At 73.3% G+C, this 13,672-nt stretch carries 11 protein-coding genes; 5 read left to right on the top strand and 6 right to left on the bottom strand.

Annotated elements, in window-relative coordinates; all coding sequences use genetic code 11:
* The first annotated feature begins 189 nt into the window (after positions 1–189).
* Positions 190–1,194, top strand: a complete 1,005-nt coding sequence (locus ABZ570_RS17450; RefSeq protein ID WP_358063959.1) for a hypothetical protein — start codon at positions 190–192, stop codon at positions 1,192–1,194.
* A gap of 89 nt (positions 1,195–1,283) precedes the next feature.
* Here ABZ570_RS17450 and ABZ570_RS17445 read toward each other — a convergent pair whose 3' ends face one another.
* Complete coding sequence (locus ABZ570_RS17445; RefSeq protein ID WP_358063956.1) at positions 1,284–1,793, bottom strand: hypothetical protein; 510 nt, start codon at positions 1,791–1,793, stop codon at positions 1,284–1,286.
* Positions 1,794–1,996: 203 nt separating this feature from the next.
* On the opposite strand from ABZ570_RS17445, the gene ABZ570_RS17440 reads away from it, so the two are divergent.
* Positions 1,997–2,224: a helix-turn-helix domain-containing protein gene (locus ABZ570_RS17440; RefSeq protein ID WP_358063953.1), complete on the top strand. Its 228-nt coding sequence runs from the start codon at positions 1,997–1,999 to the stop codon at positions 2,222–2,224.
* A 101-nt stretch (positions 2,225–2,325) separates the two neighbouring features.
* On the top strand, positions 2,326–2,916 hold the full coding sequence (locus ABZ570_RS17435; RefSeq protein ID WP_358063950.1) for an Rv3235 family protein: 591 nt from the start codon (positions 2,326–2,328) through the stop codon (positions 2,914–2,916).
* Positions 2,917–2,991: 75 nt separating this feature from the next.
* Here the strand turns inward: ABZ570_RS17435 and secA are convergent, their stop codons facing one another.
* Complete coding sequence (secA, locus tag ABZ570_RS17430) at positions 2,992–5,910, bottom strand: preprotein translocase subunit SecA (RefSeq protein ID WP_358063947.1); 2,919 nt, start codon at positions 5,908–5,910, stop codon at positions 2,992–2,994.
* A gap of 171 nt (positions 5,911–6,081) precedes the next feature.
* On the opposite strand from secA, the gene ABZ570_RS17425 reads away from it, so the two are divergent.
* Both ABZ570_RS17425 and ABZ570_RS17420 read left to right on the top strand, forming a co-directional pair.
* Positions 6,082–7,239 carry a GNAT family N-acetyltransferase gene (locus tag ABZ570_RS17425; protein ID WP_358063944.1) on the top strand — a complete coding sequence of 386 codons (1,158 nt, stop codon included), beginning with the start codon at positions 6,082–6,084 and terminating at the stop codon, positions 7,237–7,239.
* On the top strand, positions 7,236–8,345 hold the full coding sequence (locus tag ABZ570_RS17420; protein ID WP_358063941.1) for a GNAT family N-acetyltransferase: 1,110 nt from the start codon (positions 7,236–7,238) through the stop codon (positions 8,343–8,345). Before ABZ570_RS17425 ends, ABZ570_RS17420 begins: the two co-directional genes overlap by 4 nt.
* A gap of 100 nt (positions 8,346–8,445) precedes the next feature.
* Here ABZ570_RS17420 and raiA read toward each other — a convergent pair whose 3' ends face one another.
* The 4 genes from raiA to mtrB all read right to left on the bottom strand — a co-directional run bounded on the left by raiA (position 8,446) and on the right by mtrB (position 13,617).
* Positions 8,446–9,099, bottom strand: a complete 654-nt coding sequence (gene raiA / locus ABZ570_RS17415; RefSeq protein ID WP_358063938.1) for a ribosome-associated translation inhibitor RaiA — start codon at positions 9,097–9,099, stop codon at positions 8,446–8,448.
* A 248-nt stretch (positions 9,100–9,347) separates the two neighbouring features.
* Entirely contained in the window at positions 9,348–10,052 is a 705-nt protein-coding gene (locus ABZ570_RS17410) for a ComF family protein (RefSeq protein ID WP_358063935.1), read from the bottom strand.
* Positions 10,053–10,060: 8 nt separating this feature from the next.
* A complete protein-coding gene (locus ABZ570_RS17405; protein WP_358063932.1) occupies positions 10,061–11,863 on the bottom strand; it encodes an LpqB family beta-propeller domain-containing protein in 1,803 nt (600 codons plus the stop codon).
* Entirely contained in the window at positions 11,860–13,617 is a 1,758-nt protein-coding gene (gene mtrB / locus ABZ570_RS17400) for an MtrAB system histidine kinase MtrB (protein ID WP_358064042.1), read from the bottom strand. The genes ABZ570_RS17405 and mtrB overlap by 4 nt, the downstream gene beginning before the upstream one ends.
* Positions 13,618–13,672: the final 55 nt, after the last annotated feature.

Genomic DNA, 13,672 nt, shown 5'->3' with positions numbered 1-13,672 from the left:
AACCTCAGCTCAGACCCCCTTTCACCCTGGGATCCGTCGGCCGACTCGGCGGCCCCCGCCCCCACCCGCCGCCGGGCGACCGGGCCCGGAGGCGGGTCCGGAAGGGCACCCGGGGCGACGCGTACGCTGGATGGCCGGTGACCTGCCCGGCCCGCCGCGGCCGATCCGGCGTCCGTCGAAGGGAACACGATGAGCAAGCAGCCCGGCAGCTCCACGGCCGCGGAGCCGGACCAGCCCGCGGCCGCCGCCGAGGTGTCGGAGCAGCCGGCCCCGGCCGACGAGGCGAGCGCGGCGCCGGGCCGGCCGGCGTACGCCCCCGGCGCCGTGGTGCTGGCGCTGGTGGCGGTCGGCTGGCTGGCGGCGATGCTCTGGTCCACCCGGGCGGCGATCAACAGCGCCACGGCCGGGATCACCGCGATCAGCCTCTCCGCGTACGCGCTGCCCGGCGTCATCACCGCCGCGCTGGTCGCCGGTGCCGGAGTCGCCCTGGCCGCGACCAACCCGCTGCGCCGGGCCACCCTGCGGTTCCTCGCCGCCGTCGGCGCCGGCCTGCTGGTCGGGCTCGCCGCCGCGGTCGCCACCAACCTGACGTACGCCGACAACGCGACCACCAACACCATCGCCGGCACCACCGCCGCGGCGGCGATCATCGGCGGCGCGATCGCCGGTGCCCGTAACGCCCGGGCCGTGGGCGGCCTCGCCGCCGCCACGCTGGCCGCGCAGGTCTTCGTGGTGCTGTTCAGCCGCGCCCGGGACCCGCTGTCCGACCTGTTCGGGGCCGGCGACACCCAGCAGTCGATGCTCGACGCGGCGAAGTGGGTGTCCCGCACCGAGTCCCTGCTCGCCGGGCTGATCGCCGGCCTGGTGGCCTTCGGCTACCTGACCTGGGCCCGCCGCCGCGCCGCCCGCCGGGACGGGTCCGCGGAGCTGCGCTGGCCGGCGTACCTGGTCGCCGGGGCCGGGCCGGGCCTGATCCTGCTGCTCACCGAGGTGATCATCCGGATCGGCGGGCGGGGCCTGCTGGAGCTGGCCGCCGCCCTCAGCGAGGCGGACCAGGTGGCGCAGACGGCGCTGGGGACCTCACGGGTCGACAACGGCATCTGGGTGCTCTTCGTCGGGGCGCTCACCGCGCTCGTCGCCTTCGGCCGCACCCTCGGCCCGCGCCCCGCCGAGGACGAACCCGCCGACGACTGATCAACCGAGCCCGGGCGGCCTGGCGAGGTCGCTGGCGGCCGGGTGCGCCACCGGCTCGTCGTCGGCCGCTGGACCGTCGGTGGCGGCGGTCAGGAGGCCTCGCGCAGCAGCAGGTCCAGCTCGGTCACGTCGTACCACTCCAGCTCGTGGTCCTCGGCGCCGTCGACGGTGAACTGGGCGTCCGGGTCACCGGCCCGGGCGTCGGCGACCACCTCGGCGGCGGCCGCCACGTCACCGACCGCCTCCGCGCCGTCGACGTGGATCGCGGCGACCGCGGTCACCGGCACCGGCCCGGCCAACCGGACGACGCTGGAACCGAGCTCGCCGTCGACCCGGCGAACCGACGGCACCGGCAGGTCCGCCGAGACGACCACCCGCCGCCGGGGCGCGCCCGGGTCGGCCCGCAGCAGCGGCAGCGCGTCCTGCGCGGCTCGGGTGAAGGCGACGTACTCCAGTTCCTCCTCGTCGCCCTCGGCGTACCACTCGCGCAGCTCCGGGGTGACCGCGTGCGCCTCGTCGACCGCGAGCCCCTGCTCGCGCAGCCGCGCCAGCATCGGGACGGTCGCCGGCACGTACACCCGGACAAGCTCGTCGGTCACCGGTCTCTCCCCTGCTCAGGCCCGACCGGCGGATGCCGGCCCCGGGCGCCGATCATGCCGTACGCCGTGACCGTCATACACCTCGCACCCGCCGGGGAGAAGTTCCGCACCGGTGTGTCCCGGCCGGATCGCCGGTACGGAGGCTGGGCCGCGGCGGCGACTGGTGGCAAACTGAGGCAAACGAAGCCGACCGGGAGAGTTACGTGGAGCCGAGATTCCTGCTGCTGTCCGACGTGGCGGCCGAGCTCAACGTCTCGGACTCGCAGGTGTACCACATGGTGCGCAGCGGCGAGTTGCCCGCGATCAAGATCGGTGGCCGCGGGCAGTGGCGGGTCGAACGCGCCCGGCTCGAGGAGTACATCCAGCGCAAGTACGCGGAGACCGCCGAGTGGGTGCGCACCAACCCGCTCGCCGACCGCGACAGCGAGTGACCGGGCGATTCCGCAGCGGCATTGACTGTCGGTGCTGTGCTGTCCGAGAATGAAGGCCATCGGAGGCAAACGAAGGCAAACGCAACGAACAGGGGTTGAGGATGGCCGACACCCGTCGCCCACTGGCACCGCGTCCCCCGGTCCGGCTCCGCCCCGCCCCGCCGATCGACCCGCCCTGCGTCGACGAGGGCTCGCCCTGGGCCGACGTCGACCAGCTCGCCCTCGACCTGTTCGATTCCCGCCGTCGCGATCCCGGCCGGCCCACCGGCCGTCCGGTGGACGTCCGGCCCGCCCCGGCCGGCCCCGGGCGGCGTACGGTCAGCCCACCCCCGGCCGCCCTGGCCACCGCCACCCCCGAGGCCACCCGGGCCGCCCACCGGTTCGTCCGCATGTTCCTGGAGATCGTCAACGGCTACCGGCCGCCCGGCCAGCTCCGGCCGCTCTGCGTGCCCGACGCCACGACCCGGGTCGCCACCGAGCTGGGCCGGGCCGCCCGTCGGGTCGGGCCGGTACGCCGCCGTTCCACCCGGCCGATCCTCCAGCTCCGCCGGCTGCGAGTCTGCGAGCCCCGGGCCGGCGCGGTCGAGGCCGCCGCCGTGCTCGCCGGCTCCGGCGGCGCCAGCTGGGCCGTCGCCCTGCGCCTGGAGCACCGTCGCGGCGCCTGGCTCTGCACCGTCCTCGACGTCCTCTGACGACCAAGGGTGGCCGGGATGGCGACGAGCCCCGGCCGTGTTCGGCCGGGGCTCGTCGTCGTCGGTGCGGGCGGGTCAGTTGCCGCCGTTGGGGGCGCCGTGGCAGCGCTTGTACTTGCGGCCGGAGCCGCACGGGCACGGGGCGTTGCGGGACGGGCCCTCACCGGCGTCCACCCGGCCCGGTGTCGCCCGGCGGGCGGTGCTCGCGGCGACCGCCTGGCCGTTCATGCCGGCGGCCGCCGGACGCCGGGGGCCGCCGGACGGGGACGGGGCGGCGGGCCGCGCGGTGTCGTCCGGCTTGCCGATGCCCAGCGCCGGCGCCTGCTCGGCGGCCCGCTCGATGACCGGCGCGCCCCGGCCCGCCTCGCCGTCGACACCCGGCGCGGAGTACTGCAGGCCCTGCTGCTGCGGTGCGCGGTTGAGGCCCTTGGCGCGGATCTCCACCGGCTTCTCCAGCAGCTCCACCTCCTCGGCCTCCGGCTCCGGCTCCTGGACCTGCACCTCCAGGTTGTAGAGGAAGCCGACCGTCTCCTCCTTGATGCCGTCCATCATGGTGGCGAACATGTCGAAGCCCTCGCGCTGGTACTCGATGACCGGGTCGCGCTGGGCGTACGCCCGCAGGCTGATGCCCTCCTGGAGGTAGTCCATCTCGTAGAGGTGCTCGCGCCACTTGCGGTCGATCACCTGGAGCAGGACCATCCGCTCCAGCTGGCGTACCGCCTCCTCGCCGAGCTGCTCCTCGCGCCGGTCGTACGCGGCGTGCGCGTCCTCCTTGAGGCGGGCGAGCAGGAAGTCCTGGTCGAGGCCGGCCCGGGAGCCCACCTCCTCCTCCAGCTCCTCGACGGTGATGCCCACCGGGTAGAGCTGCTTGATGCTGGACCAGAGCTGGTCGAGGTCCCAGTCCTCGGCGTAGCCCTCGCTGGTGGCGCCGGTGACGTACGCGGTGATCACGTCGTCGATCATGTTGCGGACCTGGTCGGAGAGGTCCTCGCCGTTGAGCACCCGCAGGCGCTCGGCGTAGATCACCTGGCGCTGCTTGTTCATCACCTCGTCGTACTTGAGGACGTTCTTCCGGATCTCGGCGTTCTGGCCCTCGATCTGGGCCTGCGCGCTCTTGATCTGGCGGGTGACCATCTTCGACTCGATGGGCACGTCCTCGGGGATGTTGAAGCGCTCCATCACCGCCTCGACGGCACCGGCCCGGAAGCGCTTCATCAGGTCGTCCTGCAGGGAGAGGTAGAAGCGGGACTCGCCCGGGTCACCCTGCCGGCCGGCGCGGCCGCGCAGCTGGTTGTCGATCCGGCGGGACTCGTGCCGCTCGGTGCCCAGCACGTAGAGGCCACCGGCGGCCGCGACCTCCTCGGCCTCGGCGTCGCAGGCCTGCTTCCACTTCGGCAGGATCTCCTCCATCGCCTTGGCGTACTCCTCCGGCTGCTCGACCGGGTCGAGGCCGCGCTGGCGGAGTTCGTTGGCGGCGAGGAACTCGGGGTTGCCGCCGAGCAGGATGTCGGTACCCCGGCCGGCCATGTTGGTGGCGACGGTGACCGCGCCCTTGCGCCCGGCCTGGGCGACGATCTCCGCCTCCTTGGCGTGGAACTTCGCGTTCAGCACGGAGTGCGGGATGCCGCGGCGGCGCAGCAGGTGGGAGAGGATCTCGGAGTTTTCCACCGAGACGGTGCCGACGAGCACCGGCTGGCCCTGCTCGTGCCGCTCGGCGATGTCCTCGACCACGGCGTTGAACTTGGCCTTCTCGGTCTTGTAGATGACGTCCGCCCGGTCGAGGCGGACCATCGGCCGGTGCGTCGGGATGGTCACCACGCCGACCTTGTAGACCTTGTTGAACTCGCTCGCCTCGGTCTGGGCGGTGCCGGTCATGCCGGAGAGCTTCTCGTAGAGGCGGAAGTAGTTCTGGAGGGTGATGGTGGCCAGGGTCTGGTTCTCCTGCTTGATCTCCACCCCCTCCTTGGCCTCGATCGCCTGGTGCATGCCCTCGTTGTAGCGGCGGCCGTGCAGGATGCGGCCGGTGAACTCGTCGACGATGAGGACCTCGCCGTCGCTGACGATGTAGTCCTTGTCGCGCTTGTAGAGCTCCTTGGCCTTGATCGCGTTGTTCATGTAGCCGACGAGCGGGGTGTTGACCGACTCGTAGAGGTTGTCGATGCCGAGCCGGTCCTCGATCTTGGCGACACCGCGCTCGGTGATGGCGATCGTGCGCTTGGCGTGGTCGACCTCGTAGTCGCCCTCGCCGTCGGTGCCGGGCTGGAGGCGGGCCACCACGGAGGCGAACTCCTGGTACCAGCGGGCGGAGTGCTCGGCCGGGCCGGAGATGATCAGCGGGGTCCGGGCCTCGTCGATGAGGATCGAGTCGACCTCGTCGACCACCGCGAAGAAGTGGCCGCGCTGGACCAGCTCCTCCCGCGACCAGGCCATGTTGTCGCGCAGGTAGTCGAAGCCGAACTCGTTGTTGGTGCCGTAGGTGATGTCGCACTCGTAGGCCGCACGGTGCTCGCTGGCCGGCCGGTTGGGCAGCACCACGCCGACGGTGAGGCCGAGGAACTCGTGCACCCGGCCCATCCAGGCGGCGTCACGCTCGGCCAGGTAGTCGTTCACGGTGACCACGTGCACGCCCTTGCCGGCGAGCGCGTTCAGGTAGACCGGCATGACCGAGGTCAGGGTCTTGCCCTCACCGGTCTTCATCTCGGCGATGTTGCCGAAGTGCAGCGCCGCACCGCCCATCACCTGGACGTCGTAGGGCCGCTGGCCGAGCACCCGCGAGGCGGCCTCCCGGCACACCGCGAACGCCTCGGGCAGCAGGTCGTCGAGGGTCTCCCCGTCGGCGAGCCGCTCCTTGAACTGGTCGGTCATCGCGCGCAGCTCGTCGTCGGTGAGGTTGACGTAGTCGTCCTCGATCGAGTTGACGGCGGCGGCGATGGCCTTGAGCCGACGCACCATACGGCCCGCGCCCGCGCTAAGGACCTTTTCCAGAATCGACACGGATCAACGCTCCCCTAGACAGTCTCGAACCATCGTAGGCGCTCCATCGCCGTGATGGTCAGTGGTGGCGGCGGTCCGGGTCCGAGAACCGGACATAACACCCAGGCTTGCCGCCCGCAGCGGCGGTAATCGGGTTACGCCCAGGGCGAACGATCCGGCACGATGGCTCGAATGGAGCCCGTGGAGATCATCGAGGACGGTCTGCTGCTCCGTCCCTGGCGGGACGAGGACGCCGACGCGGTGTACCGCGCCTGCCAGGACCCGGACATCCAGCGCTGGACCACCGTACCCCGCCCGTACCTGCCCGAGCACGCCCGCACCTTCGTCGCCGGCAGCGCCCCGGCGGCCTGGGCCGACGGCACCGGGGCGGAGTTCGCCGTGTGCGACGTCGCCACCGGCGAGCTGCTGGCCTCCTGCGGCCTGGTCTCGATCGACCGGGGCCTGAGCAGTGCCGAGATCGGCTACTGGACCGCGCCGTGGGCGCGTGGCCGGGGAGTGGCCGTCCGGGCCGCCCGGGCCGTCGCCCGCTGGGCCTTCGACGTACGCGAGCTGCGCCGGCTGATCTGGCAGGCCGAGATCGGCAACCACGCCTCCCGGCTGGTCGCGCTCCGCGCCGGCTTCCGGATCGAGGGCGAGCTGCGGCTCGCCCAGCCGGCCGCCGGCGGGCGCCGGGAGGGCTGGCTCGGCTCGCTGCTCCCGGGCGAGGTTCCCGCACCGGGCGAACCCGGTCCCGCCGGCCCGGACACCCTGGAAGCCCGCCGGGCCGCCGTGTTCGGCCGCCCGCAGCCCGTCCTGTTCGCCACCGCCGGCGCCACCGAGCTGCGGCTGCGTCCGCTCGAGGAGCGCGACCTCGACGGGCTCGTGACGACCTGCCGGGACGAGGACACCCTCCGCTGGACCACCGTCCCGCACCCCTACCGGCGGGAGCACGCCGAGGGCTTCCTGCGCGACGTCGCCCAGGCAGCCTGGGCCCGGGGCACCCGCGCCACCTACGCCGTCGCCGACGCCGAGGACCGGTACGTCGGCTCGGTCGACCTCCGGATCTCCCCCGCCGACCCGCTCGTGGCCGACGTCGGCTTCATGATCGCCCCGCACGCCCGGGGCCGCGGCCACCTGCCGGCCGCGCTGACCGCGGTCTGCACCTGGGGGTTCACCACCCTCGGCCTGGCCCGGATCGAGTGGCGGGCCAACGTGGGCAACACCGCCTCCCGCCGGGCGGCGGAGAAGGCCGGATTCGTCTTCGAGGGCACCGCCCGCAACGGCCTCCAGCAGCGGAGCGAGCGGCCGGACGCCTGGGTGGGTGCGCTGCTGCCGGGGGACCTGGCGTGACACCGGAGACCATCGAGGCGTACGGGGTGCGGCTACGGCCGTTCCGCCTGGCCGACGTGGCGGACACCGCCGTCGCCTGCGCGGATCCGGTCACCCAGCGGGGCATTTCCGGCCTGCCGGACCCGTACACCGAGGAGAGCGCACGCTGGTGGATCACCGAGGGCGCGCCCGCGGCCTGGGCCGGCGGCGGCGCCGCGTACGCGATCGCGGACCCGGCCAACGACCGGCTGCTCGGCGGCATCGGCCTCAGCCAGCCGGTCCCCGTCCGCGGGCAGTGGGAGATCGGTTACTGGGTGACGCCCGGGGCCCGCGGCCGCGGCGTCGCCACGGCCGCCACCCGCGCCCTCGCGGAGCACGCCTTCGCCGCCGGCTGCGCCCGCCTGGAACTGCTCACCAACGAGGAGAACACCGCCAGCCAGCGGGTCGCGCTGGCCGCCGGCTTCCGGCACGAGGGGGTACGCCGGGCGGCCAACCCGAGCCGGGGAGGGGGCCGGCACGACCTGATCGCCTGGGTACGCCTCGCCGACGACCCGCCCGGTCCGGCCGCCCGGCTGCTGCCCGACCTGCCCGACGGGCGGCTCACCGACGACGTGGTGACCCTGCGCCGGGTCACCCTCGGCGACACGGACGCGCTGCACCGGCTGCACACCCTGCCCGAGGTGGTGGCGAACCGGGTGCCGCCGCTGCCACCGACCTGGGAATCGATCGAGCGACGCTGCCGCCGCGCGGAGAACCACTGGCTGGCCGGCCGCTCGGCCGACCTCGCGATCCTGGACGCGGCGTCGGGCACGCTGGTCGGCGGCTGTGTCCTGCACTACGACGAGCCGGCCACCGGCCAGGCCATGCTCGGCTGCAGCATGCTGCCCGAGGCGCGCGGCCGGGGGCTGACCACCCGGGCGATGGGGCTGCTCGTCGGCTGGGCGTTCGACATCGGCCTGGCCCGGCTCTGGGCCGGCACCCGCCCCGAGAACGTCGCCGCCCAGCGGGTGCTGGAGAAGGCCGGCTTCCGGCGCGAGGGGATGCTGCGCGGCCGGCTCCCCGGCCCGGACGGCACCCGGGTTGACTCGGTCCTCTTCGGCCTGCTCGCCTCGGACCTGCCCGGTTGACCGGGGACCCCTGCTCCAGGCAGGCGTCAAGAAGGTGCCCTTCCCGACAGGGGGAGCCGTGGTGGGTGACCCACCACGGCTCCGGTGTCGTCAGGGGTGATCAGAGGCAGGTGTCGAGCGAGATGATCCCGTAGTCGTAGGCGTGCCGGCGGTAGACGACGCTCGGGCGGCCGGACTCCTTGTCCAGGAACAGGTAGAAGTCGTGGCCGACGAGTTCCATGTGGAACAGCGCGTCGTCGACGGTCATCGGCTCCGCCGGGTGCACCTTCTCCCGCGCGATGTGCCACGGCTGGTCGTCGTCGTACTCCTCGTGGCTGTCCTGGTCGGGGCGTTCGGCGACCGCGGTGGCCGTCCCGGTGCCGTTCAACGCCGCCAGGCCCGGACCGTCGAGGTCGGCGACCGGCAGGCCGGCGGTGGCGGCGGCGACGGAGAGCGGCGCGTGCCGCCCGCGATGGACCCGACGCCGGTCGGCCGCCCGGCGGAAGCGGGTGTCCAGCTTGGCGATGGCGGCGTCCAACGCGCTGTAGAAGTCGCTCGTGCAGGCCTCGGCCCGGATCACCGGACCCCGCGTCACGCAGGTGATCTCCACCCGCTGGCAGTGATCGGCCTGGCGCGGATTGCGCTCGTGGAACAACTCGACGTCCACGCGAATGAGCTTGTGGTCGTAGCGTTCGATCTTTGCGAGCTTTTCGGCTACGTGTACCCGGTAATGGTCTGGCACTTCGACGTTACGGCCCTTGACCACGATGTCCACGTGACCTCCCTTGTTCGGACGGTCGTTTGGTCCGGCACTCGGCCGACGCGCCCTGGGAGCATCCCGCTCGGCGTCGACCGGTTGATACGGCTACGCCTCCCTTCCCACGCCGGGGGTGCTTGGCGAAGCTCCTACCCCGACATGAGAAACGCTAACTCGTGTTCCCCCTACAGTCACCCCTCGTTGTCGCGGCTGCCCTCGAATTCGCGCAGCTCATACACCAAGGGGTGAAACGGAAACACGAAGCGTCACCGGTGGGGTCGCTTTTGCGTTGCGGCCAGCACCGCCGCGGCCTTTGGCGTCATTCCCGCAGACCGCAAGACCCGGCTCACCGCCGCCAGCGTCGCGCCGGTGGTGAGGATGTCGTCGAGCAGCACCAGCGGGCCGTCCACCGGCATCCCGCCGGTCCGGCGCAGCCGGAACGCCCCCTCGGCCGCAGCGGCCCGTCCGGCGCTGTCCAGGGCGACCGAGTCCGGTCGGGGCAGCGCCCGCAGCGGCCGGAGCACCCGTACCGGCCAGCCGGCCGCGCGCAGCCGGCCCGCCGCGTGGCGGGTCAACCGGTCCAGGTGGTCGCCGTAGCGGGCCCGGGCCGCCCGCGCGGTGTCCGGCACCGGCACCAGGGTCACCGGCCGGGCCGTACCGGCCGCCGCGGCGGCCACCGCCTCGGCGAGCAGCGCGCCCAGCGGCCGGGCCAGGCCGTGCCGGCCCCGCTCCTTGTACGCCAGCAGCCCCTCCCGCAGCGGGCCCGCGTACGGCCCGAGGGCGACGCAGGGCGGCAGGTCGGGCGGGGCCGGATCGGGGCGGGCCGACGCGGGGCGCAGGGCCTCCAGCTCGCCGACACAGCCCGGGCAGAAGCCCTGGGTCAGGCCGGGGGCCCGCGCCGCACAGCCGGCGCACCCGGCCGGCAGCACCAGGTCGGTCAGGTCCGACCAGAGTCCACCCGGGCCCCGCACCCGACGCCTCAGTAGAGGAAGAACGGGGCGGTGGGGTTGGGCGCCCGGACGCCCGGTGCCGGCGGCGCCACGCCCAGCACCTCCTCCCGCCTGATAATGGTGAACGGGTTGTTCCAGAAGGCCGCCTTGTTCGTCTCGTACATGACGGGCGGCAGCGAGCCGGCCGAGCCGCCCGGGTACGACGCCAGTTGGGTCACCTCGGCGCCGATCTGCCGCTTGAGCGGGGTCTCCACCCCCCCGTCCACGGTGGTCTGGTAGATCGCCGCCGGCCGGCCCGCGTCGTTACCGGCAAAGACGAGCTGGTTCTCCGCGTACCAGTCGACGGCGGTGAGCCCGGTGAGCCGGGTGACCAGCCGACGGGGCGGGTTCACCGTGATCGCGTTTCCGTCGACGCTCACCGACGCCACGTAGAGCGCGCCACCGATGATCAGCGCGATCCGGTGCCCGTCGAACGAGCCGGCCACCGCGGTGACGGTACCGTCGACCGTCAGCGTGACCGGGTTCATCACGGCCATGTCGTCGAAGCGGTAGAGCCGACCGTCGGCCACCACCAGTCCGGCCGGATGGTCCTGGTCGAGCGAGCGGAGCCAGGTCGGGCGGCCGACCGAGCCGTACCACTTCCCGCCGCCGTTGAAGAGGGTGACCGGGGCCGGGTCGGTGCCGACCAGGAGGCGCTGCTGCCGATTCGACCGGCTCACCACCAGCGCGGCCAGCACCTCGTCGCCGGCGCGGCTGAGCGCCGCCGCCACCACGCCCTTGTTGACCTCGTCCGAGATCGGGACCGCGCTGGCCGGCTCGCCGGCCAGGGAGACCGAGTGGATCACGCCGTCGTAGACGCAGAATCGCTCGGGAGCCCCGGAGGGGGCGTACAGCGGGAAGATCTCCCGGGTCTTCTTGAGGTCGACGGTGTGCCGGTTCTGATTCTGGATCTTGAGCTGGAGCTCGCCGGTGAAATCCTGCAACGACCACGCCAGCTGGGTGGCGAGCCGGGCCAGCTTGAAGTCGTTGGCACCGGGCATGGTCAGATTGACCTCCCAGTGGTCGCCCGCGCCGGTGGCGTTGTTGATCGGCGCGGTGCCGGCGGGCAGCCGGGTCACCCCGGGCGCGAGCCAGTCGGGCGGACCACCGGCGAGCCACCTGACCACCTCGGTGACCCGGCGTTCCGGGGACACCGCCGACGGCAGGTACCGCTGGTCGGGCACCAGCCGACTCTGGTCGGAGTTCCAGAAGTAGATGGTGTGCGTGTCGTAGTAGCTGCGCAGGGCGGTGTCGCTGAGCAGCAGCATGTTCGGCGGGTCGGTGATGAACAGCCCGGTGCCGCCGGCGTCGGCCGGGCGGAGATGGAACACGTACCTGGTCTGGCTCGCCACCGGCGGTGCCAGGGTGCCGTCGGCGCGGAGCACCCCGACCTGCTGCACCGCCACCGTGACCACGCTCGTGCCGTCGTTGCTCGGCGGGCTGACGACCAGGTCCTCCCCCAACCGGACCACGGTCAGGTCGACTTCGCTGCTCTGCTGCTTCGCCCGCAGCAGGTGTGCGGATTCCGGCGCGATGAACTTCTTGGCCCGGGCGTACGCCTCCTCGCGCTCGCCCGCAGCCGCGGAGAGGTAGTTACGGATGAACTGCGCGGGCTCGCTGCTGGCCGTCCGGCTGGGCGGCTGGGCGGCCCGGCCGTTGAGCGAGCCGGCCCCGGCCGTCGGCTCCGGGCGGCCGTCCACCTGGACCTCGGTCTGCGCGGGGATGCCGCAGCCGGCCAGCCCGGCCGGCAGGAACAGCCCGGCCAGCAGCACCGCCAACACCCCACGCCTCATGACGTCACCTCCGCCCGGCCCGCCTCTTCGCCCGGCCCGACGGCCAATGCCCCGGTAGGACGCGGCCCGACCGCAAGCGCCCCCGCGGCACCCGGCCCGACGGCCAACGCCCCCGCGGCACCTGGGCCGATGGCCAGCAGCCCACCGTCCCGGGGGCCACCGAACGGCAACGCGGCGTCGGCCGGCACCAGCCGCAGCGGCGAGGTCGTCAGCCGGTCGCCGGCCCGCGCCGGCAGGGTCAGCCGGAACTGGGCCCCCTGCCCGGGCGCGCCCCACGCCTCCAGCCAACCGCCGTGCAACCGGGCGTCCTCCAGGCTGATCGAGAGGCCGAGGCCCGTGCCGCCGGTCTGCCGGGCCCGGGACGGGTCGGCCCGCCAGAACCGGTTGAAGACCAACTTCTCCTCGCCCGGCTTGAGCCCCACCCCGTGGTCCCGCACGGTGATCGCCACCGCGCTCTGGTCCATCCCGAGGGTGATCCGCACCGGCTTGCCCTCGCCGTGCTCGACCGCGTTGCCGACCAGGTTGCGCAGCACCCGCTCGACCCGGCGCGGGTCCACCTCGGCGATCACCGGCTGGTCCGGCACGTCCAGCTCGATGGTCACCCCCACCCGCTCGGCCAGCCCGGTCAGCCGCTCGGTCACCCGGTGCACCACCGGCACCAGGTCGGTCGGCTCGGCGTCCAGCATCGCGAAGCCGGCGTCGAAGCGGCTGATCTCCAGCAGGTCGGTGAGCAGCTCCTCGAACCGGTCCAGCTCGGCCTGGAGCAGCTCGGCGCTGCGGGCCACCGCCGGGTCGAACCCGTCCCGCTCGGCGAAGATCAAGTCAGCGGCCATCCGGACGGTGGTCAGCGGCGTACGCAGCTCGTGCGAGACGTCCGAGGTGAAGCGGCGCTGCAGCCGGGACATCTCCTCCAGCCGGAGGATCTGTCGCTGCAGGTTGGTCGCCATCTGATTGAACGAGGCGGCCAGCAGGGCCAGGTCGTCCTCGCCGTTGACCACCATCCGCTGGTCGAGCAACCCGGCGGAGAGGCGTTGGGCGGTGCGGGCGGCCACCCGTACCGGGGTCACCACCAGCCGGGTGACCAGGGCGGCGAGCAGGCCGAGCAGGAGCACCAGGGCGACGCCGGTGGCGACGACGGTGGCCCGGGCGTCGGCGGCGGTGGCGTCCTGCCGGGCCAGCGGCACGAGGTAGTAGAGCTCCAGCTGCCCAAACCGGGCCGGCACGGGCGAGCCGTACGCGAGGTACTTGGTGCGCCGGTCCACCAGGACCCCGGTGCGGATCTGGTGGGCGACGTTGCCGGCGGCGACCGAGGCCCGCAGCTCCGGGCCGATCAGCGGCCCCACCTCGACCTCGGGGGAGGTGCGCGGCTCGATGTACTCGGCGAAGTTGTCCGCGGTTATCGCCACCACCACGCCGTTGGTCTGCGCGGGGTCCCCGCCGGCCAGGTAGTTGACCGTGCCGTCGATGGTGTCCTGGAGCTGCGCCTCCTGCGGCTGGCTGTAGAGGTTGAACTGCTTCGAGGCGTAGTCGCTGCCGTTGCGCAGCCGCGACAGGACGTCGTTCTCGGCGTTCTCCACCAGGATGTCGGTGATCTTGTCGGCGATCAGATACGCGAAACCGCCGACCAGCAGGCTGGACGCCACCAGCGTGATGGTCACCACACGGAGCTGGAGTGACCGTCGCCAGGCGCCGTGCAGGCCGGAGGTCAGCCGGGACGCCAGGGCCGGGAGGCCGCGACGCAGCAACCGCGCCACCCGCAGCAAGCGGGCGGCGATGGTCGGCGAGGCGGGGGGCGGGGAGGTCACCACA

Source organism: Micromonospora sp. NPDC007271, assembly GCF_040634005.1.
Lineage (GTDB): Bacteria > Actinomycetota > Actinomycetes > Mycobacteriales > Micromonosporaceae > Micromonospora.
This window is presented reverse-complemented; position numbering and strand designations above follow the sequence as displayed.

Coding starts and splice junctions, on each gene's coding strand:
- ABZ570_RS17405 (WP_358063932.1), bottom strand. CDS start 11,863: ATGAGGCGTGGGGTGTTGGCGGTGCTGCTGGCCGGGCTGTTCCTGCCG.
- ABZ570_RS17450 (WP_358063959.1), top strand. CDS start 190: ATGAGCAAGCAGCCCGGCAGCTCCACGGCCGCGGAGCCGGACCAGCCC.
- ABZ570_RS17435 (WP_358063950.1), top strand. CDS start 2,326: ATGGCCGACACCCGTCGCCCACTGGCACCGCGTCCCCCGGTCCGGCTC.
- ABZ570_RS17425 (WP_358063944.1), top strand. CDS start 6,082: ATGGAGCCCGTGGAGATCATCGAGGACGGTCTGCTGCTCCGTCCCTGG.